23 protein-coding genes are annotated in these 23,642 nt (G+C 73.2%); 12 read left to right on the top strand and 11 right to left on the bottom strand.

Translation table 11 applies throughout. From position 1 onward, the window contains the following. Positions 1-17 precede the first annotated feature (17 nt). Positions 18-962, top strand: coding sequence for a glucosyl-3-phosphoglycerate synthase (locus tag AC07AZ_RS12185; protein WP_478846557.1), 945 nt, complete (start codon positions 18-20; stop codon positions 960-962). Between the two features lie 117 nt (positions 963-1,079). Further along, positions 1,080-2,558, top strand: a complete 1,479-nt coding sequence (locus tag AC07AZ_RS12180; protein WP_478846554.1) for an alpha,alpha-trehalose-phosphate synthase (UDP-forming) — start codon at positions 1,080-1,082, stop codon at positions 2,556-2,558. Here AC07AZ_RS12180 and otsB read toward each other — a convergent pair. The 3 genes from otsB to AC07AZ_RS12165 all read right to left on the bottom strand — a co-directional run bounded on the left by otsB (position 2,546) and on the right by AC07AZ_RS12165 (position 5,396). Beyond that, positions 2,546-3,415 (bottom strand): trehalose-phosphatase, encoded by an 870-nt coding sequence (otsB, locus tag AC07AZ_RS12175; RefSeq protein WP_478846552.1) that lies wholly within the window; start codon positions 3,413-3,415, stop codon positions 2,546-2,548. The two genes, AC07AZ_RS12180 and otsB, sit on opposite strands and share 13 nt — an antisense overlap. 441 nt (positions 3,416-3,856) lie before the next feature. Next, positions 3,857-4,090, bottom strand: a complete 234-nt coding sequence (locus AC07AZ_RS12170; RefSeq protein ID WP_356032376.1) for a DUF3263 domain-containing protein — start codon at positions 4,088-4,090, stop codon at positions 3,857-3,859. A gap of 40 nt (positions 4,091-4,130) precedes the next feature. Beyond that, on the bottom strand, positions 4,131-5,396 hold the full coding sequence (locus AC07AZ_RS12165) for an ABC transporter substrate-binding protein (RefSeq protein WP_478846549.1): 1,266 nt from the start codon (positions 5,394-5,396) through the stop codon (positions 4,131-4,133). Positions 5,397-5,501: 105 nt separating this feature from the next. On the opposite strand from AC07AZ_RS12165, the gene AC07AZ_RS12160 reads away from it, so the two are divergent. The 3 genes from AC07AZ_RS12160 to AC07AZ_RS12150 all read left to right on the top strand — a co-directional run bounded on the left by AC07AZ_RS12160 (position 5,502) and on the right by AC07AZ_RS12150 (position 8,749). Next, positions 5,502-6,485, top strand: a complete 984-nt coding sequence (locus tag AC07AZ_RS12160) for an ROK family protein (protein WP_478846547.1) — start codon at positions 5,502-5,504, stop codon at positions 6,483-6,485. Further along, positions 6,485-7,702, top strand: coding sequence for an N-acetylglucosamine-6-phosphate deacetylase (gene nagA / locus AC07AZ_RS12155; RefSeq protein WP_478846545.1), 1,218 nt, complete (start codon positions 6,485-6,487; stop codon positions 7,700-7,702). Before AC07AZ_RS12160 ends, nagA begins: the two co-directional genes overlap by 1 nt. A 117-nt stretch (positions 7,703-7,819) precedes the next feature. Beyond that, a complete protein-coding gene (locus AC07AZ_RS12150) occupies positions 7,820-8,749 on the top strand; it encodes a 1-phosphofructokinase family hexose kinase (protein WP_478846543.1) in 930 nt (309 codons plus the stop codon). Between the two features lie 6 nt (positions 8,750-8,755). On the opposite strand, the gene AC07AZ_RS12145 is transcribed toward AC07AZ_RS12150, so the two are convergent. Together AC07AZ_RS12145 and cdgB are read right to left on the bottom strand one after the other, a co-directional pair. Next, positions 8,756-9,706, bottom strand: coding sequence for a CBM35 domain-containing protein (locus AC07AZ_RS12145; protein WP_478846541.1), 951 nt, complete (start codon positions 9,704-9,706; stop codon positions 8,756-8,758). A 122-nt stretch (positions 9,707-9,828) separates the two neighbouring features. Beyond that, positions 9,829-11,487: a diguanylate cyclase CdgB gene (cdgB, locus tag AC07AZ_RS12140; RefSeq protein WP_478846539.1), complete on the bottom strand. Its 1,659-nt coding sequence runs from the start codon at positions 11,485-11,487 to the stop codon at positions 9,829-9,831. Positions 11,488-11,870: 383 nt separating this feature from the next. Here cdgB and AC07AZ_RS12135 point away from each other — a divergent pair, with 383 nt between their 5' ends. Beyond that, positions 11,871-12,467 (top strand): flavin reductase family protein, encoded by a 597-nt coding sequence (locus tag AC07AZ_RS12135; RefSeq protein ID WP_478846537.1) that lies wholly within the window; start codon positions 11,871-11,873, stop codon positions 12,465-12,467. 100 nt (positions 12,468-12,567) lie between these two features. Here the strand turns inward: AC07AZ_RS12135 and AC07AZ_RS12130 are convergent, their stop codons facing one another. Continuing rightward, positions 12,568-12,789, bottom strand: a complete 222-nt coding sequence (locus tag AC07AZ_RS12130) for a sigma factor (RefSeq protein ID WP_478846535.1) — start codon at positions 12,787-12,789, stop codon at positions 12,568-12,570. Between the two features lie 85 nt (positions 12,790-12,874). Further along, the gene (gene arfB / locus AC07AZ_RS12125; RefSeq protein WP_478846533.1) at positions 12,875-13,312 is read right to left on the bottom strand and encodes an alternative ribosome rescue aminoacyl-tRNA hydrolase ArfB; all 438 of its coding nucleotides are present in this window, start codon (positions 13,310-13,312) and stop codon (positions 12,875-12,877) included. A 177-nt stretch (positions 13,313-13,489) separates the two neighbouring features. Between arfB and AC07AZ_RS12120 the strand changes: the two genes are divergently transcribed. Continuing rightward, complete coding sequence (locus tag AC07AZ_RS12120; protein ID WP_478846531.1) at positions 13,490-14,065, top strand: TerD family protein; 576 nt, start codon at positions 13,490-13,492, stop codon at positions 14,063-14,065. Between the two features lie 108 nt (positions 14,066-14,173). Continuing rightward, positions 14,174-15,166, top strand: coding sequence for a bifunctional GNAT family N-acetyltransferase/NUDIX hydrolase (locus AC07AZ_RS12115; protein WP_478846529.1), 993 nt, complete (start codon positions 14,174-14,176; stop codon positions 15,164-15,166). A 162-nt stretch (positions 15,167-15,328) separates the two neighbouring features. On the opposite strand, the gene AC07AZ_RS12110 is transcribed toward AC07AZ_RS12115, so the two are convergent. Next, positions 15,329-16,876 (bottom strand): M1 family metallopeptidase, encoded by a 1,548-nt coding sequence (locus AC07AZ_RS12110; protein WP_478846527.1) that lies wholly within the window; start codon positions 16,874-16,876, stop codon positions 15,329-15,331. Positions 16,877-16,882: 6 nt separating this feature from the next. On the opposite strand from AC07AZ_RS12110, the gene AC07AZ_RS12105 reads away from it, so the two are divergent. After that, positions 16,883-17,383 carry a hypothetical protein gene (locus AC07AZ_RS12105; protein ID WP_478846525.1) on the top strand — a complete coding sequence of 167 codons (501 nt, stop codon included), beginning with the start codon at positions 16,883-16,885 and terminating at the stop codon, positions 17,381-17,383. Positions 17,384-17,624: 241 nt separating this feature from the next. On the opposite strand, the gene AC07AZ_RS12100 is transcribed toward AC07AZ_RS12105, so the two are convergent. Beyond that, a complete protein-coding gene (locus AC07AZ_RS12100) occupies positions 17,625-18,374 on the bottom strand; it encodes a pentapeptide repeat-containing protein (RefSeq protein WP_478846523.1) in 750 nt (249 codons plus the stop codon). A 145-nt stretch (positions 18,375-18,519) separates the two neighbouring features. Between AC07AZ_RS12100 and AC07AZ_RS12095 the strand changes: the two genes are divergently transcribed. After that, on the top strand, positions 18,520-20,022 hold the full coding sequence (locus AC07AZ_RS12095) for an MFS transporter (RefSeq protein ID WP_478846522.1): 1,503 nt from the start codon (positions 18,520-18,522) through the stop codon (positions 20,020-20,022). A 75-nt stretch (positions 20,023-20,097) separates the two neighbouring features. Here the strand turns inward: AC07AZ_RS12095 and AC07AZ_RS12090 are convergent, their stop codons facing one another. Together AC07AZ_RS12090 and AC07AZ_RS12085 are read right to left on the bottom strand one after the other, a co-directional pair. Next, a complete protein-coding gene (locus AC07AZ_RS12090; RefSeq protein ID WP_478846520.1) occupies positions 20,098-21,504 on the bottom strand; it encodes an NAD(P)/FAD-dependent oxidoreductase in 1,407 nt (468 codons plus the stop codon). An 8-nt stretch (positions 21,505-21,512) separates the two neighbouring features. Continuing rightward, complete coding sequence (locus tag AC07AZ_RS12085; protein ID WP_478846518.1) at positions 21,513-22,166, bottom strand: rhomboid-like protein; 654 nt, start codon at positions 22,164-22,166, stop codon at positions 21,513-21,515. Between AC07AZ_RS12085 and AC07AZ_RS12080 the strand changes: the two genes are divergently transcribed. Together AC07AZ_RS12080 and AC07AZ_RS12075 are read left to right on the top strand one after the other, a co-directional pair. After that, positions 22,165-23,091 carry an aminoglycoside phosphotransferase family protein gene (locus AC07AZ_RS12080; RefSeq protein ID WP_478846516.1) on the top strand — a complete coding sequence of 309 codons (927 nt, stop codon included), beginning with the start codon at positions 22,165-22,167 and terminating at the stop codon, positions 23,089-23,091. The genes AC07AZ_RS12085 and AC07AZ_RS12080 overlap by 2 nt on opposite strands. A 9-nt stretch (positions 23,092-23,100) precedes the next feature. Beyond that, positions 23,101-23,574, top strand: coding sequence for an N-acetyltransferase family protein (locus AC07AZ_RS12075; RefSeq protein WP_478846514.1), 474 nt, complete (start codon positions 23,101-23,103; stop codon positions 23,572-23,574). Positions 23,575-23,642 lie beyond the last annotated feature (68 nt).

Raw genomic sequence — 23,642 nt, 5'->3', positions numbered from 1 at the left:
CAGAGGAGCCGCGCACTGTGCTGGAAGAAGTCGAGCGCTGGCTGAGCAACCGCTCCTGGTCCATGACCAGTCGCCCGCTGCACAAGGTCCTGGCCGCGAAACGCATGACGGGCCAGACGGTCTCCGTCGTGCTGCCCGCGCTCAACGAGGAGGAGACGGTCGGTGACATCGTCGCCGTGATCCGTCACGACCTCATGCATCAGGTCCCGCTCGTCGACGAGATAGTCGTCGTCGACTCGGGGTCGACCGACCGCACCTCCGAGGTGGCCGCCGCGGCCGGCGCCCGGGTCGTCCACCGCGACGACATCCTGCCGCACATCCCGCCCGTGCCGGGCAAGGGCGAGGTCCTGTGGCGCTCGCTCCTGGTGACCAGCGGGGACATCGTCTGCTTCATCGACGCGGACCTGAAGGAGTTCTCCTCCGACTTCGTCTCCGGGATCGTGGGGCCGCTGCTCACCGATCCCGGGGTCGACCTCGTCAAGGCGATGTACGACCGTCCGCTCGGCGGCAGGGCCGGCCAGGGCGGCCGGGTCACCGAGCTGATGGCCCGCCCGCTGCTGAACATGCACTGGCCCCAGCTCGCCGGCTTCGTGCAGCCGCTCGGCGGCGAGTACGCGGCCCGCCGCTCCCTCCTGGAACAGCTCCCGTTCCCGGTGGGCTACGGCGTGGAGCTGGGCATGCTGGTCGACGCCCTGCACCTCGTCGGCCTCGACGCCCTGGCCCAGGTCGACGTCGGAGTGCGCAAGCACCGTCACCAGGACGGCCAGGCACTGGGCCGGATGGCCGCCGCGATCTACCGCACGGCCCAGCTGCGGCTGGCCCGCGGCCACCTGATCCGCCCCTCCCTCACCCAGTTCGAACGGGGCGAGGACGGCTTCGAGCCGCGCACGTACTCCGTGGACACCGAGGAACGGCCGCCCATGGTGGAGATCGCCGAGTACGCCACCCGCAAGGTGGCCTGACCGGGCCGGGCGCGGGGGCCGTGCCGCGGACCGAACCGAGCCGCCCACGGCCCCCGCACCCGCCGTAGGACCGGACCGCACGTTTGAGCGTTTACGGGCCGGGCTAGGTTGAGGCGTATGGCTTCCACCCGCGCTGCTCAGGGCGCCCAGGTACTCGTCGCGTCCAACCGCGGCCCGGTCTCCTACGAGGTGCGGGAGGACGGCTCGCTGCACGCCAGGCGTGGCGGCGGCGGGCTGGTCTCCGGCCTGTCCGCGATCGGGCCCGACGCCGGCGCCCTGTGGGTGTGCTCCGCCCTCACCGACGGCGACCGCGAGGCGGTCCGGCGCGGGGTCGGCGAGGACGGCGTACGGATGCTGGACATCCCCGCCGACGTGCACGCCGACGCCTACAACGGCATCGCCAACTCGGTGCTCTGGTTCGTCCACCACCTGCTGTACCAGACCCCGCTGGAGCCCGTCTTCGGCGCGGAGTTCCGCCGCCAGTGGGCGTCGTACGAGACCTACAACCGGGCCTTCGCCGAGGCGCTGGCGCAGGAGGCGGCCGAGGGCGCGGCGGTCCTCGTGCAGGACTACCACCTGTGCCTGGTGCCGGGCATGCTCCGCGAACTCCGCCCCGACCTGCGCATCGGCCACTTCTCGCACACGCCGTGGGCGCCGGACGCCTACTTCCGCATGCTGCCCGACGACATCCGGGCCCAGCTGGTGCGCGGCCTGCTCGGCGCCGACCAGCTCGGCTTCCTCACCTGGCGCTGGGCGACCGCCTTCGCCGAGTGCGCGCAGGCGGTCGACGAGGGCATCGGGCGGGAGTGGCCGCAGCAGGGGCCGCGGGTGCTCACCCACGGCGGGGCGTCCGGGCGCCGGACCCGGATCGGGGTGCACGGCCTCGGCGCCGACGCCGAGTTCCTGCGCGCCCGCGCCCACGAGGCGGACGTCGAGGAGCGGATCAGGGCGCTGCGCGGCGAGATCGGCACGGCCCCGGACGGCAGCCCGCGCAGGACGATCGTGCGGGTGGACCGCACCGAGCTGTCGAAGAACATCGTGCGCGGCCTGCTGGCCTACCGGCAGCTGCTCGACGACCACCCCGAGTGGCGCGAACGGGTGACGCACGTGGCGTTCGCCTACCCCTCGCGGCAGGACCTCGCCGTCTACCGGGACTACACGGCCGAGGTGCAGCGGGTGGCCGAGGAGATCAACTCCCACTACGGCACACCGGACTGGACGCCGGTCGTGCTGCACGTCAAGGACGACTTCGCGCGGTCCCTGGCCGCCTACCGGCTCGCGGACGTGGCCCTGGTCAACCCCATCCGGGACGGCATGAACCTGGTGGCGAAGGAGGTCCCGCTCGTCTCCGACGAGGGGTGCGCGCTGGTGCTGTCCCGGGAGGCGGGGGCGTACGAGGAGCTGGGCGAGGACGCGATCGTCGTCAACCCCTACGACGTGATCCAGACGGCCCGGGCGCTGCACACCGCGCTCGGCATGCCGCACGGCGAGCGCGGCGAGCGCGCGAAGCGGCTCGCCGCGGCCGCCACCGCGCTCCCGCCCGCCCAGTGGTTCCTGGAGCAGCTGACCGCGCTGCGGGAGATTCAGCCCAGCTGAGCGGCGAGCCCGGTGAGCAGTCCCACGACGCCCGCCGGGCCGTCGACCACCAGGTCAGCGCGCTCCCGCAGCTCGCTCACCTCATCGCTGCCGCTGCACACCAGCAGCCCCGGGGTGCCGTCGGAGCGCAGCGTGTCGACGGCGGTGAAGGCGGGCAGGTCACCGAGGTCGTCCCCGGCGTACAGGACCGAGGTCGCGCCGGTGTCCCGAACGTGGTCGAGCAGCGCCACACCCTTGTCCATGCCCGGCGGGCGCAGTTCCAGGACCAGACGGCCCGGTTCGACGATGAGGCCGTGCCGGGCGGCCAGGTCGCTCAGGGGCGCGCGCAGGGCCTCGAAGGTGGCCTGGGGATCGGCGGCACGGCGGGTGTGCACGGCCACCGCCCGGCCCTTCTCCTCCACCCAGGTGCCCTGGCCGGCCCCGGCCGCGTCGAGCAGCGCCGGCAGTTCGGCGCGGACGGCGGCCACGCCGGGGTGCGGGGCGGGCGCGGTGACGGTGCCCGTGACGGCGTCCCAGCGCTCGGCGCCGTAGTGGCCGAGGACGACGAGGTGTTCGAGGCCGGGGACGCCGGCGAAGCCGCCGTGCCGGACGGCGACCTCGGCCGGGCGGCCGGTGACCACCGCCACCGAGGCGACCTTCGGCGCGAGCCGGGCCAGCGCGGGCACGGCGTCCGGGTGGGCGCGGGCCTGCTCGGGGTCGGCGACGATCGGCGCGAGCGTGCCGTCGAAGTCGAGCGCGATCACCGCCCGGCCGGGCCGCGCCAGCAGGGCGGCGAGCCCGTCCCGCCCCTGCCGGGTCGAGGGCTCGGGGAGGCGGAGGGGGTCTGCGGGGTCCGTGAAGTCCTTGTGGCTGCCCATGACTGGACCCTATCCACGAGTCCCCGACGACACGCTTCCCGGCCCTTCCGAGCCTGTCCCGGCCTCTTCTCGCAACCGCCCCCGAGCGCCCTGGGGCCGCCCCGGAACCGGAGTGCAAGCCGGCTCAGCGCTCGGACCTGGCCGGGGGGGCTGGCCCCGGACCGACACGCGGCCGGCCCGGGGCCGGTTCCGGGATCGGCCCGCGGCCGGCATGGGACCCGAGCGCCGGCCGGCTCAACGCTCCGCGCCGGCGGGGCCCGGCCCCGGCACACCGCTGGCCCGTGGCCGGTTCGCGATCGGCCCGCAGCCGGCACGGGACCGGTTCGCGATCGGCCCGCAGCCGGCATGGGACCGGAGCGCCGGCCGGTTCAGCGCTCGGCACCGGAAGGGGGCCGGAGGCGGCTGGCACCCGGGGCGGCCGGGGGCGGAGCGTCGGGCTGATCAGCGTTCGGCGCGGCGTGCCTCTCGGACTCGCCGCAGGCGGTTGACCGTCACCGGGTCGTGCGCCAGCGCCCGCGGGTCGTCAAGGAGCGCGTTGAGCAGCTGGTAGTAGCGCACCGGCGCCAGCCCCAGCTCCTCGCGTATCGCGCGCTCCTTCGCGCCGGGGCCCGGAAACCCGCGGCGCTCCAGCGCGAGGACGTCCTGTTCGCGGCGGCCGAGCTGCTCCTGGTCCATGCCCCGCACGGTAGTCCCCGCCACCGACAGCGCGCCGGGGCTACTCGGTGTTCTGCGCGGTCGACGCCGTCGTCTGGAGCCGGCTCAGTATCGAGGCGGGGTTGCCGCCGGGGGCGACCGCCTGGCCGATCTCCTTCTTCACGTCCGCGCTGACGTCGGCCCAGGAGGTCTTTCCGACCGGCGGGAGTTCGGAGAGCGGGAGTTCGGTGAGGAAGGGCTTGAGGGCCGCGTCCCGCTTCGCCCCGCCCATGACCTCGGACGCGGAGGTGGTGACCGGCAGCAGGTCGTACTCGCGGGAGAAGGCGAGCACGTTCTTCTTGCTGTAGACGAAGTCGAGGAAGTCACCGACCTGTTCGGCGTGGCCGTTCTTCTTGAAGGCCATCATCCAGTCGGCGACACCCATCGCGACCTTGCTCTGCGCCTGGGCGCCGGGCATCGGCACCATGCCGAACTTCACGCCCTTCGCGGCGGCGCTCTTCATCAGCGAGGGGTGCCCGTTGAGCATCCCCACCTGGCCGTCGGCGAAGGCCGCGAACGCGGTCGCGCGGTTGAGCTTCCCGGGCGCGACCGGCCCGGTCAGGCCCTTGCCGACCAGGTTGTCCTTGAGCCAGGTGAAGGTGTCGATGTTCTGCGTCGCGTCGATCTGGTAGGTGCCGAGCTGGTCGGTGTAGCCGCCTCCGCCGCTGAGCATCCACTGCATCGTCTCGGCCTGCGCCTCCTCCGGGCCCAGGGGCAGCGCGTACGGGTACTTCACGCCGGCCGCCTTGAGCGCCGCCGCGTCGCTCGCGAGCTCGCCCCACGTCTTCGGCGGGGTGATGCCGGCCTTCGCGAAGAGGGTCTTGTTGTAGAACATCAGGCGCGTGGAGGACGCGAAGGGCATGCCGTACTGCACGTTGTTGACCTGGCCCGCGCTCGCCAGCTGGGAGACGAGGTCGGCCTGCGTGGTGATGGAGAGCAGGTCGTCGGCCGTGTAGAGCAGACCCTTGGCCGCGTAGTCGGCGTAGGCGCCGATCTGCGCCATGTCCGGGGGCCGGCCCGCGTCGGCCATCTCCTCGACCCTGCGGTCCACGTCGTTCCAGGAGTAGACGCTGACGTCGACCTTCACGTCCGGGTGGCTCGCCTCGTACTCCGCGACGAGCTTCGCCCAGTACTTCCCGGAGCTGTTCGCCGCGCTGTCTCCGTAGTCCGCCGCGACCAGCTTCAGGGTGACCTCTCCGGAGCCGCCGGAGAGTCCGCAGCCGCCGAGGACCGCGGTCATGCCCAGCGCGGACACCGCCGCGATCGTTGCCGTCCTTCGCCGTTGCACTTCGCTCGCCCCAACCCTGCCGAAAAATTTCAGATCCTCGACCATAAGGTCTACACCACGTAGTGGACTAGACCTCTTACGGGTCCACGCGCCACACTGTCACCCGTGAGACATGTCATCGCCCTCGACGTGGGCGGCACCGGGATGAAGGCCGCCCTGGCGGAGGCGAGCGCCGCGCCCTCCGGCGGCCCGGCCGGGCGCCCCGCCCTGCTGCACCAGACCCGCCGCGCCACCGGACGCGAGCGCGGACCGGACGCGGTGGTCGAGGCGATCCTCGACTTCGCCGCCGAGCTGCGCGCGTACGGCGTCGAGCACTTCGGTGAGCCCGCGGTCGCCGCCGGCCTCGCCGTGCCCGGCATCGTCGACGCCGAGAAGGGCGTCGCCGTCTACTCGGCCAACCTCGGCTGGCGGGACGTACCCCTGCGCGACCTGCTCTCCGAGCGGCTCGGCGGCATACCGGTCGCCCTCGGCCACGACGTGCGCACCGGCGGGCTCGCCGAGGGCCGCGTCGGCGCCGGCCGGGGCGCCGACCGCTATCTGTTCGTGGCGCTCGGCACCGGCATCGCCGGCGCCATCGGCATCGGCGGCCAGGTCGAGGCGGGCGCCCACGGCTTCGCGGGCGAGATCGGCCACATCGTCGTACGCCCCGGTGGCGCCCCCTGTCCCTGCGGACAGCACGGTTGCCTGGAGCGGTACGCCTCCGCGGCGGCGGTCAGCGAGGCGTGGGCGGCGGCCTCGGGAGACCCCGCGGCCGACGCGGCGGACTGCGCCGAGGCCGCCCGGTCCGGCGACCCGCGGGCCCGGGCGGTCTGGCAGGACGCCGTCGACGCGCTCGCCGACGGACTCGTCACCGCGCTCACCCTGCTGGACCCGCGCACGCTCATCATCGGTGGCGGCCTCGCCGAGGCGGGGGAAACCTTGTTCACACCGCTGCGGGACGCCGTCCGGCGGCGCGTCACCTTCCAGAAACTGCCGGCCCTCGTCCCCGCGGCACTCGGCGACACGGCCGGCTGCCTCGGCGCCGGACTGCTCGCCCGGGACCTGCTGACCGCCGCGTCCACGACTCCTACGACGGAGGTATCGACCTGATGGCCACCCCACCAGGGGCGCGGGGAACCGCGCGACCAGCCACGACGCAGCCGCGGCCCGCGGACGGCGCCACCCGGCGGGTGCTGGCGGGCGCCCGCGTGGTGCTGCCCACGGGCATCGTGGACGACGGCCGGATCACCGTCGACGGCAGCCGCGTCGCCGCCGACGCCCCGCACGCCGACGCCGGCGCGGAGGTCATCGACGTCAGCGGCCACTGGCTGGTCCCCGGCTTCGTCGACATCCACAACCACGGCGGCGGCGGCGTGTCGTTCTCCGGCCCGGCCGAGGACGTCCTCACCGCGGTCCGCGCCCACCGTCTGCACGGCACGACCACCCTGGTCGCCTCCACCGTCACCGACGACATGGACTTCCTGGCCCGGCAGGCCGGACTCCTGTCCGAGCTCGCCGAACAGGGCGACATCGCCGGCATCCACTTCGAGGGGCCGTTCATCTCGCCGTGCCGCAAGGGCGCCCACTCCGAGCGGCTGCTGCGCGACCCGGACCCGGCTGAGGTCCGCAAACTGATCGAGGCGGCGCGCGGGCAGGCCCGGATGGTCACCCTCGCCACCGAACTCCCCGGCGGCCTCGACTCCGTACGGCTGCTCGCCGAGCACGGCGTCATCGCGGCCATCGGGCACACGGACGCCACCTACGAGCAGACGGTCGAGGCCATCGACGCGGGCGCGACGGTCGCGACACACCTGTTCAACGCGATGCCCCAGATCGGCCACCGCGCCCCCGGCCCGATCGCGGCCCTCCTGGAGGACGAGCGCGTCACCGTCGAGCTCATCAACGACGGCACGCACCTGCACCCGGCCTCCCTCCAACTGGCGTTCCACCACGCGGGCGCCGCACGGGTCGCGTTCATCACCGACGCGATGGACGCCGCCGGCGCCGGAGACGGCCGCTACCAGCTCGGCCCGCTGGAGGTCGAGGTCAGCGAGGGCGTGGCCCGCCTCGTGGAGGGCGGCTCCATCGCGGGCTCCACCCTCACCCTGGACCGCGCCTTCCAGCGGGCGGTGACGGTCGACGGGCTGGCCGTCGAGGACGTGGTGACCGCTCTGTCCGTCAACCCGGCCCGGCTGCTGGGGAGATACGACACCGTGGGCTCCCTGGAACCCGGCAAGGACGCCGACCTGGTCCTGCTGGACGCGGACTTCGGCCTCAAGGGCGTGATGCGCCGCGGCGCCTGGGTGGTCGCTCCCCAACTGGCCTGACCCGTCCGGACGCTGGGAGACGGTGGCCGATCCGGGGGCTGGGAGGAGCGCCGTCTCTTTGGCATGATCGAGCCCGGGACAGGCACGCGCACGCACGTCGGGGGGGAGGTCGCCCGGGTGATCCTCACGGTCACGCTGAACACCGCTCTCGACCTCACCTACCGCGTGCCGGCCCTGCTGCCGCACGCCTCCCACCGGGTCTCCGAGGTCATCGAACGCCCGGGCGGCAAGGGCCTGAACGTGGCCCGCGTCCTGGCGGCCCTCGGGCACGAGGTGACGGCCACCGGCTTCGCGGGCGGCGCCACCGGGCGCGCGGTGCGCGAGCGGCTCGCCGCCGTGCCGGGGGTGGTGGACGCGCTCCTGCCGGTCGCCGGCGCGACGCGGCGCACGGTCGCCGTCGTGGACGACCGCAGCGGCGACACCACCCAGTTCAACGAACCCGGGCCGCCGGTCACTCCGGCCGAGTGGGCCGCCTTCCAGAGGGCGTACGGCGAACTCGTCGCGTCCGCCTCGGCGGTGGCCCTGTGCGGCAGCCTCCCGCCGGGGGTGCCGGTGGGGGCGTACGCCGGGCTGATACGGGTGGCGAGAGCGGCGGGTGTTCCCGTACTGCTGGACACCGGCGGCGAACCGCTGCGCCGCGGGGTGGCCGCCCGCCCCGACATCGTGAAGCCGAACGCCGGGGAACTCGCCGAACTCACCGGCTCTTACGAGCCGTTGCAGGCGACCCGGGACGTCCGGCGGCGCGGCGCCCACGCCGTCGTCGCCTCGCTGGGTGCCGACGGTCTGCTCGCGGTGACCCCGCAGGGCCGCTGGCGCGCCACCCCGCCGTCCCGTGTCCGGGGCAATCCGACGGGCGCCGGCGACTCCGCGGTCGCCGGCCTGCTGTCGGGCCTCGCCGACCACCTGCCCTGGCCGGACCGCCTGACCCGCGCGGTCGCCCTGTCCACGGCAACGGTCCTGTCCCCGACGGCGGGCGAGTTCCACCGCACGGCGTACGAGGACCTCCTGCCCCGCGTCACGGTGACGGGGGAGGCCGGCGCGGCCTGACCGCTCCTAGGAGTCGACCCAGCCGCTGACCAGCCACATCTGGTCGAGCAGCGCGTCGCACTGGTTGCCGTTCTCGCAGGACACCTTGATCGTGTTGGTGCCCTTGTTGAGCTGGACGTAGTTGTAGGTCTTCGTCCAGCCCTTCTCGTAGTCGCCCTCGGCGGCCTTCGCGTAGTTCTTCAGGTCGACCGGAGAGGTGGAGGCCGTGCCGTTGATCGTGAGGGTCGCGGTGGCGTCCTTGCCGGGCACGCTGTAGCCGGTGTAGACGCTGTACTTGCCGGCCTTGGGGATGCCGCTGACGTTCCAGGTGACCGAGGCGCCGGGGGTGTTGAAGCCGGTCACGTACACGCCGCCGTCGGCCTTGGCGCCCTTGACGTCGGACGCGGTGGCGGCGCCGCCGCCGAGCAGAAGCGCCTTCGCGTCGATGGTCGGCAGGTTCTCCTCGCTGGCCTCGCTGTTGCTGTTCGACGGGCTCGGCTGCGTGCTCTGCGAGGTGGACGGCGCGGCGGACGCCTTGCTGTCGTTCCCCTTGCCGCCGTCGGAGTCGCCGTTGGCCATGGCCACCGCGATGCCGATGACGACCGCCGCCACCACCGCGATCGCGCCGATCAGCAGGCCCTTGGTGTTGGGGCCGCGGCCCCGGCCGCCGCCGCCGTGCGACGGCTGCTGCGGGGACGTGGGCGCGCCGCCGCCGGGGAACCTCTCGGGCGCGGCGTACTGGGTGGTCGGCTGGCCGTGCGGGCTCTGCTGCTGCACGGTCGGCTGGCCGTACTGCGCGGTCGGTGTCTGCTGGCCGTACTGGCGCTGGCCGACGGCACGCACCCGGTTGACGGAGTTCGGGTAGCCGTAGCCTCCGCCGGACGGCGGCTGCGCCCCGTTGGCCTGTCCGTCGGCGTAGAGGTAGCCGAACGGGTCGTCGTCCTCGGGCGGGGTCGCGCCGTTGTTGCCGGACGTCATCCCTTGGTACTCCTCAAACAGGTGCGGGTCGGACGCGATACGTGTGGTCAGAATGGCGAGCCTACCCGCTCCCGGTGACCCAAACGGGTGACTCCGCTCGCATCAACTCGCTGACCTGGGGATCAACCCGCGCGCCTGTGCTGTTTGGGACGAGATCGTTTCTCCACGTACATCCGCTCGTCAGCGGATTTCAACACCTCGTCCGCCGTCATTCCGCAGTGCGCCCAGCCGATGCCGAAGCTGGCCCCGACCCGCACGGCCCGGCCGTCGACGCGGATGGGCTGGATGATCTCGTTGCGCAGGCGTACGGCGAGGTCCTGGGCGTCGGCCCGGCCGAGCCCGTCGGCGAGCACGACGAACTCGTCGCCGCCGAGCCGGGCCACCGTGTCGCCGTCGCGGACCCCGTTCGACAGGCGCCGTGCGACCTCGATGAGGACCGCGTCGCCGGCGTTGTGACCGAACCGGTCGTTGATCGACTTGAAGCCGTCGAGGTCGCAGAAGAGGACGGCGAGCCCCTTGGCGCCGTCGTCGCGCTCGTCCTCGGGGGCGGCGGTGTGCACGTGGTGGTCGTAGGCGTCGAGCGCCTCGAGGGAGGGCCGGTAGTCGTCGAAGCTCTGGCCGCCCACGCCGTAGGCGGGATGTCCGAAGGCCGCGTCCAGGGACTCCAGGGCGGCGGAGTGGCCGTCGGCCCGCTGGCACAGGCGGGAGGAGAGACGGGAGCGCAGTTCGGCGGAGTTGGGCAGGCCGGTGAGCGCGTCGTGGGAGGCGCGGTGGGCGAGCTGCAGCTCGCGGCGCTTGCGCTCCTCTATGTCCTCGACGTGGGTGAGCAGGAAGCGCGGGCCGTCGGCGGCGTCCGCGACGACCGAGTTGCGCAGGCTGACCCAGAGGTAGGTGCCGTCCCGGCGGCCGAGCCTGAGCTCCGCGCGGCCCCCCTCGGCGGAGGTCCGCAGGAGCGTGCCTATGTCCTCGGGGTGCACGAGGTCGGAGAACGAGTAGCGGCGCATCGCGGAGGCGGGGCGGCCGAGCAGGCGGCACAGGGCGTCGTTGGTGCGCAGTATTCGGCCGTGCTGGTCGCCGCCCATCTCGGCGATGGCCATGCCGGAGGGGGCGTACTCGAAGGCCTGCCGGAAACTCTCCTCGCTGGCGCGCAGGGCCTGCTGCTCCCTTTCGAGCCTGACCAGTGCGCGCTGCATGTTGGCCCTCAGACGCGCGTTGCTGATCGCGATGGCGGCCTGGAACGCGTACATCTGGAGCGCTTCTCGACCCCATGCGCCCGGCCGGCGGCCGTTGCGCGGGCGGTCCACGGAGAGCACGCCGATCAGTTCGCCGCAGGCGCCGCCCTGCACGCCGGGCGTGAACATGGGCGCGAACAGCCGGTCGGAGGGGTGCCACTCGTCCTCGAAGCGGGGCGCGGGCCCGTCGGTGTACCACTGCGGTACGTCGTCGTCGTCGAGGACCCAGCCCTCTGTGTGCGGTATGAACACCAGGTCGCCCCAGTGCTCTCCCATGCCGAGCCGGCGCTCCCAGGACTCACGGGAGCCGACCCGCCCGGTGATGAGGGCCTCGGCGGCCTGGTTGCCGGAGAAGGCGGCGACCACCAGGTCGCCGTCGGGACGGACCAGGTTGACGCACGCCAGCTCGTACCCGAGGGCGCTGACCACGCCGTCCGAGACGGTCTGCAGTGTGTCCGCGAGGCTGCGTGCCGTGTTCATCTCGGCCATGGCCTGATGCAGCTGTCGCAGGGACGCAAGGCGGACGTAGGGTTCCGACTCGGTCTCCATGTGCGCCCTCCCCCCGAGACCTCGCAGCGAATCAAGGGTTCTCTTCGGCGTATCGTCCTGGCAGTTTCTCCGCCACTGAATCACAGCGCGCTGCCCACTCGGTACACAGGGTCAACAATTAACGTCCCTTGTGACTCAAGTCACAGCCAAAGATGAACAATTGAGTGGGCTTTCGGCGATTTTCCTGTGCGTTTCCTGAACGCTGTTTTTCTCCCCCGGCGGTGTCCGGTGCACGTACGGTAACGCCCGGGTACCCACCGCGTCCGGAGGAAGTCCACACACCCGCCGACGGAGGTCCTAGGCCGGTCCTAGGTCTGTCCTGTGTCCGGTCTCGGCCGGAGGCCCGATGCGGGGCGCGGACGGCGGGCACTAGCGTTTCCGACGTGCTGAAGACTCCCCCCGCCGTGCCCCCCGCCACCGCCGTGCCCGCCACCGCCGGGCCCGCCGGGCATGCTGAGGGGGTGAGCAACGACGAGTTCCGCGCCGCCATGTCCCGGCTGGCCGCAGGGGTGGTCCTGGTGACCGCCACCGAGCCCTCGCTCGACCCCGACGACCCCGGTGCTCCGGACGGTGAGGACGTCGGCATGACGGCGACCGCGTTCCTGTCCGTCTCCCTCGACCCGCCCCTGGTGATGGTCAGCCTCCGCGACGGCTCCCGCATGGACGACCTCCTCGACGAGCAGCCCCTGTGGGGCGTCTCCGTCCTCTCCGAGAGCCAGCGGCACATCGCGGGCCGCTTCGCCATGAAGGGCCGCATCAGCGACCGGCTGCTGTTCGAGGACATCCCCTACGCACGCGGCGAGGTGTCCGGCGCTCCCCTGGTGGGCGGCGCCCTGGCCACCCTGGAGTGCCGCACGGAACAGCGCATACCGGCCGGCGACCACACCCTGGTCATCGGCCGCGTCCTGACCGCCCGCGTACCGAGCGCGGAGGGCGGCCCCCTGACGTACTTCCGTGGACGGTACCGGCAGTTGGGCTGAGGACGGCGGTCGCGGGAGGGCTTCCACCTCCGGCTGGGTTCCCGGCGTACCGGGGAGACGAGCGGGCGGCAGGCCGTCGGGGTGCCGGCGCTGTCGCGGCTCACCCGACCCCTCGGAGGCAGACCCGGCCGGCCACTGTCGTCAGCCAGCCGCCGAGGTTGGCGATCTCACGGGTGTCGGAGCGGCTCAGCCGCAGCCAGGTCTCCTGCACGGCGTCGTCGGCCTCGGTGAGCGAGCCGAGCATGCGGTGGGCGACGGCCCGCAGCCGGTCCCGGTGGGCGTCGAAGCGCTCGGCCAGGAAGTCGTCTTCGGTCTCGGTCATCGCTCGTCGCGGCCCGCCGTCGTACGACTGACGCGTCGCGCGGAGAGAACGTGACAGGGCGGTGGGCGCGGGACGGCCGCCGGCGTTATCCCCAGTCCCGTCCGGTCCGGCCGCGCTTGGTGTCCGAGCGCTGCTTCTTCTCCCGCAGCCGCCGTTCGTTGATGCCGCGCGGGATGCGCGTGGGCCGGCGCGGCTTCGGCGGCGGAGCGGTAGCCTCGGCGAGCAGCGCCGCCAGGCGTACGGCGGCGGTCTCACGGTTGCGCCACTGGGAACGGTGCTCGGAGGACCGGACGGTGACGACCCCGTCGACCAGCCGGCCGGCCAGCCGTTCGAGCGCCCGCTGCTTCCACACCTCGGGCAGCGCCTCGGTCTTCGCCAGGTCGAAGCGCAGCTCCACCTGGGAGTCGCTGGTGTTGACGTGCTGTCCGCCGGGCCCGGACGACCGCGAGAAACGCCACAGGAGCTCGGCCTCGGGGAGCGAGACGGAGCCGCGGATGAGATGGGGGCCGGACATGACGTCCATGTTCCCGGTTCTGTCCGGTCCGCGTCACCCGAATATCCCAGGTGGCGAAAGAGTCGGGTAAAGAAAGTAAAGAGACCTGGAACCCTGCGTACCCCTCTGTGCGTTCCTAGGGGTAGCTGTAGCTTCGTGCCGTACTGGCGTACTTCCGTACGCAAAACTAGGAAAGGACTCCCAACCATGGCTGTAAGCCTGTCCAAGGGTGGCAACGTCTCGCTCACCAAGGAGGCTCCGGGCCTGACCGCCGTCACCGTGGGCCTCGGCTGGGACGTCCGCACCACCACGGGCACCGACTTCGACCTGGACGCGTCGGCCATCGCGGTCAACCCCCAGGGCAAGGTCTACTCGGACGGTCACTTCGTCTTCTTCAACAACAAGCAGACCCCGGACCAGACCATCGTCCACACCGGTGACAACCGCACGGGCGAGGGTGCCGGCGACGACGAGGCGATCAACGTCAACCTGGCGGGCCTCCCCGCCGACGTCGAGAAGATCGTCTTCCCGGTCTCGATCTACGACGCGGAGAACCGCTCGCAGAACTTCGGCCAGGTCCGCAACGCCTACATCCGCATCGTCAACCAGGCCGGCGGCGCGGAGATCGCCCGCTACGACCTCTCGGAGGACGCGGCCACGGAGACGGCCATGGTCTTCGGCGAGCTGTACCGCAACGGCGCGGAGTGGAAGTTCCGCGCGGTCGGCCAGGGCTACGCCTCGGGCCTGGTCGGCATCGCCCAGGACTTCGGCGTCACCGTCTGACACCAGGACCTCGGCGTCAGCGTCTGACTCAGGCCCCGCCCCGACGAAGCCCCCGGCCCCGCCACGGAAGCCGGGGGCTTCGGCATGCCCCGCGATAGGTTGCCGAGCGTGATCCTCCAGCCGCTCACCCTCAGTTCCGACCGCGACCTGCCGGCCGCCCTCCTCACCGAACTCACCGCGCTGTACGCCTCCAACCACGAGTTCCACTCCCTCAGCGGCGACTTCCCCGACCCGGACGACATCCGGCCCGAGCAGGTGGCGACGGCGCTCGCCGACGAACTGGCCGACCCCGACACGGAGGTCCTCCTCGCCCGCGAGGCCGGGCGGCTCGCCGGGATCGCCGTCACCCTCGCCCACCACCCCGATCCGGCCGACCCGGATCCGTGGATCGGGCTGCTGATGGTGGACGCGGGCGCACACCGGCGGGGACACGGGCGGCGGCTGGCCTCACTGGTCGAGGACCGCTTCCGGGCGGCGGGCCGCACCGCCGTACGTCTCGCCGTCCTCGACGACACCCCCGGGGCCCTCGCCTTCTGGACCGCCCTCGGCTACGAGGTCGTCGCCCACCGTCCCGACCGCCTCCTCGGCCGTCCGTGCGCGGTGCTGCGCAAGACGCTGCGCACCCCGCGCGCCGCGGCCCGCGTCGCCGTGGTCGACCCCGAGGGCTCGGTCTACCTCTTCCGGTACGACAACCCCGAGACCGGCGTGCACTGGGCGCTGCCCGGCGGGGGCCTGGACGCGGGCGAGACCCCGCGCGAGGGCGCCCTGCGCGAACTGCGCGAGGAGACCGGCTGGACCGACCTCGAACCGGGCCCGCTGCTGTGTACCTGGGAACACGACTTCAGCCGGTTCGACGTCCACATCCGCCAGCACGAGCACATCTACGTCGCCCACGGCCCCCACCGCGACCCCGCCGGACCCGGACTGGCCGCCGCGCAGGCCGAGGACGGCATCCTCGGCGGACGCTGGTGGACCCGGGAGGAACTCGCCGAGGAGGGGGAACCGGTGTGGCCACCCGGTCTGGCCCGGCTGCTCACCGCGTGGGAACAGGAGGGGAGCAGGACGGCTGAGGGACCGGGCGAGACGGAGCGGCACGGCTGAAGGACCGGGACGGGAGCAGGACGGCTGAAGGACCGGGCGAGACGGAGCGGCACGGCTGAAGGACCGGGACGGGAGCAGGACGGCTGAGCGACCCGGCTGACGACCGCTCAGGGGGCCTGCGTGACCGGTGTGCTCGGGTGAACCCGTGCGCCCCGGCCGGCCCTACCCTCCGCTCGTCGGTCTGCCGTCCCCGTACAGCCAGTCCTTCCAGATCTCGCCGAAGTCCCTGCCGGGCGCCTTCCTCTCCACGTACGCGGTGAAGTCGGCGGTGTCCGCGTTGCCGTGGCGGTGGGCGGCGGCCCAGCCCCGCAGGATGGCGCGGAAGGTGCCGTCGCCGACCGTCTGCCGGATCCTGTGCAGGACCATCGCGCCGCGCTCGTAGACGGGGCTGTCGGAGAGCCGCCCGGCGCTCGGCGGTTCGGCGGGTGGAAAGGCCCAGACGGCCTGGCCGTAGTCGGGGCTGTCGTAGTAGTCGCCCCGGTACAGGGCGGAGAAGACCGCCTCGGCCGTGTCGCCGCCGTGCTCCTCCTGCCACAGCCACTCCGCGTACGTGGCGAAGCCCTCGTTGAGCCACATGTCCCGCCAGGTCCTCGGCGTGACCGAGTCGCCGTACCACTGGTGGGCGAGCTCGTGGACGAGGGTCCCGGTGTCGGGGACGTCGGGGAAGACGGGCCGGTTCTGGGTCTCCAGGGCGTAGCCGACGTCGTCCGCACGGTCGACGATCGCCCCGGTGGAGGAGAAGGGGTAGGGGCCGAAGACGCCCTCGGCCCACCGCATGATCCCGGGGATGGCGGCGAGCACCGGCCGGCTCGCCTTCGCCCGCCGTGGATCGACGGCGACGTACACGGGCAGTCCGTCCCGGACGGTGGACCGGGTGATGTCGTACCGCCCGACGGCGACCGTGGCGACGTAGCTCGCCATGGGCTGTGCGGTGTGCCAGCGGAAGGTCGTCCGGCGGCGGGAGGTCGTACGGCTCGTCAACTCCCCGTTGGACACGGCCTGGAGACCCTCGGGGACGGTGACGGCGATGTCGTACGACGCCTTGTCGGACGGGTGGTGGCTGCCGGGGAACCAGGCCATGGACCCGGTGGGCTCCCCGAGGGCCAGCGCGCCGTCGTCCGTGCGCACCCATCCCTCCCCGGTCCCGTCGGCGTCCGTGACCGTCTCCGGTGTCCCCGCGTAGCGCACCGTGACGTGGAACGTGCGGCCCCGGGCGAGTACGCCGTGCGGGCGGACGGTCAGCTCCTGCCCGACGCGGGACCAGCGGGCCCGGCTGCCGTCGACGGTGACCTGCTCGACGTCCAGGCCCTTGAGATCGAGGTCGAAGGCGGCGAGGCGCCGGGTCGCGCGGGCGGTGAGCCCGGCCGTGCCGGTGAGGTGCTGCCGGCCCGGGTCGTAGTCGAGCGCCAGGTCGTAGTGCGTGACGTCGTACCCGCCGTTGCCCGCCTGGGGGAAGTACGGGTCGCGGACGCCGGGTGCACCGGCCTCGCCGTCCACCCGGGCCCCACCCGTTCCACCGCCATCGCCACCCCCGCTGCACGCGGTCAGGGCGACAGCGAGCAGCAGGGCGGCGGCCGCGACGACGGGAGCGGAGATGACGGCGGGGTTGATGGCGGCTCGGGCGGAGACGGAGGTGGTGCCGGACGCGCCATTCGGGACAAGAGGGGTGGATCGGGACACGCCAGTGATCCTAGGCTGACGTGACACCATCACCGGGTGCTCGACATCGGCTACGCCCTCTCCCACCGCTTCCCCGACCCGCCGCAGATGGACTACCGCCGCGCGGACGTCCACGCCCTGCGCCACGACCTGTTCTGCGGCGATGTCTACCTCGCCGACACCGACGCGGACCGGGAGCTGTCCACAGCCTGGGGATGGGTGCCGGTGCTCGACTTCGCGTGGGCGCTGTGCGACATCGTGGAGCGGATCGACCGGGACCCGGCTGGCTCGCGGGCCTCCCGCCCCCAGTGGGCCGAGCTCGACTTCACCGAGTCCACCGACCGCATGCTCTTCGAGCGCCGCTTCGGGTGGGTGGACATCGAGGCGGACTGGATGCCGGCCGACGAGAAGCCGCTGACCTTCTCGCACGCCGAACTGCGCCGCGAGGCACGCGACTTCCTGCACGACCTGCTCGCCGACCTGACCGACCTGCACGAGGACCTCGGCGAGAACCCGGCGATCTGGTCCCTGCTGGCCCGCTTCCCCCGGCTGAAGTGAGAGCGCCGGGCCACCGTCCCGCGCCCCCGTCGTCCCACGCCCCACCGTCCCGCGCCCCAGTCGTCCTACGCCCCACCCGTCCCGCGCCTCCCGCCGTCTCGCGCCCCCGTCGTCCCACGCCCCGCCGTCCCGCGCCCCAGTCGTCCTACGCCCCACCCGTCCCGCGCCTCCCGCCGTCTCGCGCCCCCGTCGTCCCACGCCCCGCCGTCCCGCGCCCCCGTCGTCCTACGCCCCGCCTCCCTCAGCCCTCCACCCGGATGCCCAGCTCGGCCGCCAGCACCGCCGCCAGATCCACCAGTTGCGCGGGACTGATCACCGCCCCCGCCAGCCGGTCCACACCCCGCGCGATCTCCAGCGCGGCGGCCCCGCGCAGGTCGACGTCCGTCAGCGCGGCCTCGCTGAAGTCGGCCCCCTTCAGGGCGCAGTCGACGAACTCCACCCGCTCCAGGGTCGCGCCCCCGAAGTCCGGCTCGACCAGGACGCAGCCCTCGAAGACGACGTCCTTGAGGCGGGCCCCGCGCAGGTTCAGGTAGTCGATCTTCCCGCCGCGGACCCACACCCGCTCCAGGGTCGCCCCGTGCAGCTGCACCCCGCCGAGCCGCGCGTCGATCAGTTCGACGTCCCGCAGGGACGACTCGGCGAGGTCGGTGCCCACCCCTCTGATGCCGGTGAGACGCGAGTCGAGGAGGCGGGCATGGTGCAGCCGCGTCTCGTCCAGCGCGCACCCCGTCAGCGCGCAGTCCATGAAGCGGGCGCCCCCGGCGTCCTGTCCGGCGAAGTCCGTCTCGCGGAACTCCAGCCCGTCGTAGTCCCCGTCGGGCTCCAGTTCCCCGCCGTCATGCGGTTCCAGCGGGGGCAGCCGCAGCTCCGGCCGCCGCGCGCCCCGCACCCCGGCCGCACCCCGCGCACCCCCTACGCCCCGCGCACCCGCCATGCCGCGCCCGCCTGCCGCACCGGCCGCACCCCGCCCGCCCACCGCTCGCCTCGCCATGCCCCCATCCTGCACCGCGCCACTGACAACTCCCCCGACCCGCGCCACCGATGACACGGCTGACCTGCGCGGGTGGTGCTGAGCCATGACCAGGCACGGGTCCGCAGAGGATGCGACACCGCGCGATCCGTGGTCTGCTGACCGGATGAGCGCCACGCCGACAGGTGAACCGGCCGCGACCGAGGACGTCGACCCCCGCCGCTGGTGGGGCCTGGTGGTCATCGCCCTCGCGCAGCTGATGGTCGTGCTGGACGCGACGATCGTGAACATCGCGCTCCCCTCCGCACAGCGCGACCTCGGCATGTCCGACGCCAACCGGCAGTGGGTGATCACCGCCTACACGCTCGCCTTCGGCGGTCTGCTCCTGCTCGGTGGCCGCATCGCCGACCTGGTGGGCCGCAGACGCACCTTCGTCATCGGCCTGATCGGCTTCGCCGCCGCCTCCGCGCTCGGCGGCGCGGCCACCGGCGAGGTCATGCTCTTCGGCGCCCGCGCCCTCCAGGGCGCCTTCGCCGCCCTGCTGGCGCCCTCGGCCCTGTCCCTGCTGACGACCACCTTCACCGACCCGAAGGAGCGCGGGAAGGCGTTCGGCATCTACGGCGCCCTCGCCGGCAGCGGCTCCGCGATCGGTTTCATCGTCGGCGGTCTGCTCACCGAGTACCTGAACTGGCGCTGGTGCCTGTACGTCAACGTGCCCATCGCGATCGCCGCGGTCCTCGGCGCCCTCGTCCTGCTCCACGACCGCCCCGGACACGCGGGCGCCCGGCTCGACGTGCCCGGCGCCGTGCTGGGCTGCGGCGGCCTCGTCGCGATCGTCTACGGCTTCAGCGAGGCCCAGCCGCGCGGCTGGACGGACCCGGTGGTGCTCGGCCTGTTCGCGGCCGGGGTGGCCCTGCTCGTGACGTTCGTGTGGTGGCAGACCAGGGCGCCGAGCCCGCTGCTGCCCCTGCACATCGTCAGGGACCGCAACCGCGCCGGCTGCTTCCTGACCATGGCGCTCGCCGTGATCGGCATGTTCGGCCTGTTCCTGTTCATGACGTACTACCTCCAGGTCGTCCTCGGCTACTCGCCGGTGCGGACGGGCCTGGCCTTCCTGCCCCTGACGGTCGCGATCATCGTCGGGTCCACGCAGATCTCCGCCCGGCTGATGAACCGCGTACCGCCGCGCGGCCTCATGGTCCCCGGCATGGTCCTGGCCTCCGGCGGCATGGTGATCCTCACCCGGATGACGGTGCACTCCTCCTACCCCACGGAGATCCTGCCCGCGCTGCTGCTGATGGGCCTCGGCATGGGCCTGACCTTCATGCCGGTCTTCGCGACCGCGACCGCGGGCGTCGCCCCGCAGGACTCGGGCGTGACCTCCGCGACCGTGAACACCTCGCAGCAGGTGGGCGGTTCGATCGGTACGGCCCTGCTCAACACCATCGCCACCACCAGCAGCGCCGCCTACGTCACCGCCCACCTGCGCGACCCGGCCCAGAAGGCCCGGATCGTGCAGGAGGGCGTCGTGCACGGCTACACGGTCGCCATCTGGTGGGCCGCCGGCATCATGCTCCTCGCGGGCCTGGTGGCGGGCCTGATGGTGACGGCGAAGGCCCCCCGTCACGGCATCCGCTCGGACACCCCGATGCCGGAACCGGCGGTGTGACCGAAGCCTGCCCGGACAGCCCGAACAGTCGGAGGGGACGGCGCTGGCGGCCGCCCCCTCGCGTACCGCGCGACCTCAGTGCCGGCCCGCCACCCGGTCCGCGATGCGCGCCAGCCGGGAGGAGCGGGCCGCGTGGGTGGCGGTCTCCCGGCGGTCCGCCGTGCGGTAGGTGGCGTACATGCCCTGCACGCCGAGCCACCGCAACGGTTCCGGTTCCCACCTGCGGACCCTGTGGCCCACCCACGGCAGGCCGGTGAGTTCGGTGGGGCCGTCCTCGCCGGAGTCCAGCCGCACCAGGTCCCGCAGGGTGCGCGCCGCGAGGTTGGCGGTGGCCACGCCCGAGCCGACGTATCCGCCGGCCCAGCCGAGCCCCGTCGAGCGGTCGAGGGTGACCGTCGCGCACCAGTCGCGCGGCACACCCAGCACCCCCGACCAGGCGTGTGCGACGCGCACCCCGGCGAGGGCGGGGAAGAAGCCGACGAGGATCTCGCGGAGCGCCTCTACGGTCGCCTGCTGGGTGCGGCCGTCGTTGTCGGTCCGGGAGCCGAAGCGGTACGGCACACCGCGGCCGCCGAGCGCGATCCGCCCGTCGGCGGTGCGCTGCGCGTACATGTACGCGTGCGCCAGGTCGCCCAGCGTCTCCCGCCCGTCCCAGCCGACCGACTCCCACTGTCCGTCGGTCAGCGGTTCGGTCGCGATCATCGAGGAGTTCATCGGCAGCCAGGTCCGCCGCTGCCCCTTCAGCCCGGCCGTGAAGCCCTCCGTGCAGCGCAGGACGTAGGGCGCGCGGACGGTCCCGTACGGCGTGAGCGCCTGCCGCGGCCGGATCTCCGTCACCGGGGTCAACTCGTGGACGGTGACGCCCAGCGCCTCCACCGCCGCCGCGAGTCCCTTCACCAGTTTCACCGGGTGCACCCGGGCGCCGTGCGGGGTCCAGGTCGAGCCGACGGCGTCCGCGACCCTGATCCGCTCCGCGGTCCCCCGGGCGCCGTAGAGCTCGCGGTCCTTCTCGCCGAACGCCAGCTCCGCCGCGTGGAAGTCCCTCAGCCGCGCCAGCTGCGCCGGTGTGCGGGCGACCTCGAGCACCCCGCCCCGGTGGACGTCGGCCTCGATGCCCTCGGCGGCGGCGACCTGGACGACCTCGCCGACCGTGTCGTTCATCGCCCGCTGCAACCGTACGGCGGCCTCCCGGCCGTGCTCTCTCGCGTACCGGTCGCGGCCCGCGATGCCGTTGTACAGCCAGCCGCCGTTGCGGCCGGAGGCGCCGTAGCCGCAGAACCGCTGCTCCAGCACGGTGACCCGCAGGGAGGGCGCCGCCTTCTTCAGGTAGTACGCGGTCCACAGTCCCGTGTACCCGCCGCCCACGATCACGACGTCCGCCGACGCGTCACCGGCCAGCGGCTCCCGCACCGCCGGGAGGCCGTCGTCCGCGTACCAGAAGGAGATACCGCCGTTGACGGCACTGCTCGCCGGGCTGTCCATGCCGGTATTCAACCCCGGTGCACGTCCGCTGTCTCCTTCGGATTCCGTGCTTCTCCGCGCCCGCCGACCAGCGGATAGCAGCTCAGACCGATCACCACGGAGAGGAAGTGGCCGAGGTCCGTGTACGTCGGCGCGGCCACGAGCGGGTACGTGTACACGACCAGGACGACGGCGAGATAGCCGTACCGCCAGGGGGACGCGATCCGGTAGGTGAGGACCGCCACCACCCCCGCCAGCGCGTAACTCACCCCGAAGTCCAGGGTGTTGACCGCCGAGTTCGGCGCCCGGCCGTCCCTGATCGCCAGCCACAGCGCGCCCTCGCTGATGAGGGTGGCCAGGACGTGCGCGGCGGCGGCGACGGCCAGCCAGCGCAGCGTCCCGAGCCAGCGTTCGGCCTGCGCGTGGAAGACGCTGTAGAAGACGACGTACGGCAGCCAGATCCCGCCGTCGATCCACATCGCGCTCGTCACCAGGACCCGCAGCGGATGCTGCGACAGCTCGTGCAGGTTGGTCGACCGCTGCCGCAGGAACTCCTGCTCGAACTCGGGCGACATGCGGTGCATGGCCACCGTCGTCACGAACAGGATGCCCAGCCATACGTAGGTGCCGGGGGCGCCGCGGACGTAGCTCCACACCCGATGCGGGCCCCGGTCGATTCGCATGAGCCGATTCACGCACGCCAGTAACGTCCGTCACGTGATCGACATTCCGCAAGCGCTGGCCGCGGCGCAGGAGAGGTACAACGGGGATGCGGGCCGCGCGTTCGTCGCCGCGCTGCCGGGCCTCGCCGCCGGCTTCCTGGAGCGCTGGGAGCTGCGGCCCGACGGGACGCCGATGCACGGCGTCAGCGCCCTGGTCCTGCCGGTCCTGCGCCCCGACGGCAGCCCCGCCGTGCTGAAGCTGCAGCTCCCCGACTCCGAGACCGAGAGCGAGCCGGTCGCCCTGCGCGTGTGGGACGGTGCCGGCGCGGTCCGGCTCCTCGACCACGACCGGGCCACCGGCACCATGCTCCTGGAGCGCCTCGACCCGGCCCGCACGCTGTCGTACGTCCCCGACTCCCGCGCGGCCGCCCTCGTCGTCGCCGGGCTCCTCGGCCGCCTCACCGCCGTACCGGCGCCGCACGGCATGCGCCGTCTGGGCGACCTCGCCCGCGCCCTGCTCGACCGGACACCGCGGGCCCTGGAACGCGTCCCGGATCCCGCGGTCCGCCGGCTGGTCGCCGACTGCGCGGCCGCCGTGCGCGAGGTGGTGGACGACCCCGGCGACCGGCTGCTGCACTGGGACCTGCACTACGACAACGTGCTCGGCGCCGACCGTGCCCCCTGGCTGGCCATCGACCCGAAGCCGCTGGCCGGCGACCCCGCCTTCGAGCTGCTGCCCGCCCTCGCCAACCGCTTCGAGGCCGGCGAGATCCGCTGGCGGTTCGACGCGATGACGGACGTCCTCGGTCTGGACCGTGCCCGGGCCCGCGCCTGGACCCTGGGCCGCGTCCTGCAGAACTCCCTGTGGGACATCGAGGACGGCCGTCCACCCGAACCGGAGCGGCTGGAGATCGCCCGGCGACTGCGCGACGGCGACCGGAGTTAACCTCACCCCATGATTCGAGCCGCCGCTCCCGCCGACGTCCCCGTCATCCACACCCTGATCCGTGAACTCGCCGAGTACGAGAAGGCCCTGCACGAGGTCAGGGCGACCCCGGAGCAGCTCCACGCGGCCCTCTTCGGCGGCCACCCGGCCGCCCACGCCCACCTCGCGACCGACGACACGACCGGCGAGACGGTCGGCTTCGCCCTGTGGTTCCTCAACTTCTCCACCTGGCGCGGCGTCCACGGCATCTACCTGGAGGACCTCTACGTCCGGCCCACCGCCCGGGGCGCCGGCCACGGCAAGGCCCTGCTCACCGAACTCGCCCGCCTCTGCGTCACCCGCGGCTACCAGCGCCTGGAGTGGGCCGTCCTCAACTGGAACGCCCCGTCCATCGCGTTCTACGAGGCCCTCGGCGCCCGCCCCCAGAACGAGTGGACGGTGTACCGGCTGACGGACGAGGCCCTGGAGCGACTGGGCGGCTGACGGCGGGCAGCGGACAGCGGGCAGCGGGCAGCGGGCCGACCGGTCACGACGCGTCCCGGAGGGCCACG

The sequence above is a fragment of the Streptomyces sp. NPDC043878 genome, from assembly GCF_056435735.1.
The sequence above is the reverse complement of the archived record's forward strand: the minus strand, read 5'-3'. Positions and strand labels throughout refer to the sequence as shown.

Bases quoted from the DNA above. Each gene is read 5' to 3' on its own strand.
- AC07AZ_RS12180 (WP_478846554.1), top strand. From the start codon at position 1,080: ATGGCTTCCACCCGCGCTGCTCAGGGCGCCCAGGTACTCGTCGCGTCC.
- otsB (WP_478846552.1), bottom strand. From the start codon at position 3,415: ATGGGCAGCCACAAGGACTTCACGGACCCCGCAGACCCCCTCCGCCTC.
- AC07AZ_RS12170 (WP_356032376.1), bottom strand. From the start codon at position 4,090: ATGGACCAGGAGCAGCTCGGCCGCCGCGAACAGGACGTCCTCGCGCTG.
- nagA (WP_478846545.1), top strand. From the start codon at position 6,485: ATGGCCACCCCACCAGGGGCGCGGGGAACCGCGCGACCAGCCACGACG.
- AC07AZ_RS12145 (WP_478846541.1), bottom strand. From the start codon at position 9,706: ATGACGTCCGGCAACAACGGCGCGACCCCGCCCGAGGACGACGACCCG.
- cdgB (WP_478846539.1), bottom strand. From the start codon at position 11,487: ATGGAGACCGAGTCGGAACCCTACGTCCGCCTTGCGTCCCTGCGACAG.
- AC07AZ_RS12130 (WP_478846535.1), bottom strand. From the start codon at position 12,789: ATGACCGAGACCGAAGACGACTTCCTGGCCGAGCGCTTCGACGCCCAC.
- arfB (WP_478846533.1), bottom strand. From the start codon at position 13,312: ATGGACGTCATGTCCGGCCCCCATCTCATCCGCGGCTCCGTCTCGCTC.
- AC07AZ_RS12120 (WP_478846531.1), top strand. From the start codon at position 13,490: ATGGCTGTAAGCCTGTCCAAGGGTGGCAACGTCTCGCTCACCAAGGAG.
- AC07AZ_RS12110 (WP_478846527.1), bottom strand. From the start codon at position 16,876: ATGGTGTCACGTCAGCCTAGGATCACTGGCGTGTCCCGATCCACCCCT.
- AC07AZ_RS12100 (WP_478846523.1), bottom strand. From the start codon at position 18,374: ATGGCGAGGCGAGCGGTGGGCGGGCGGGGTGCGGCCGGTGCGGCAGGC.
- AC07AZ_RS12095 (WP_478846522.1), top strand. From the start codon at position 18,520: ATGAGCGCCACGCCGACAGGTGAACCGGCCGCGACCGAGGACGTCGAC.
- AC07AZ_RS12090 (WP_478846520.1), bottom strand. From the start codon at position 21,504: ATGGACAGCCCGGCGAGCAGTGCCGTCAACGGCGGTATCTCCTTCTGG.
- AC07AZ_RS12080 (WP_478846516.1), top strand. From the start codon at position 22,165: ATGAGCCGATTCACGCACGCCAGTAACGTCCGTCACGTGATCGACATT.
- AC07AZ_RS12085 (WP_478846518.1), bottom strand. From the start codon at position 22,166: ATGCGAATCGACCGGGGCCCGCATCGGGTGTGGAGCTACGTCCGCGGC.
- AC07AZ_RS12075 (WP_478846514.1), top strand. From the start codon at position 23,101: ATGATTCGAGCCGCCGCTCCCGCCGACGTCCCCGTCATCCACACCCTG.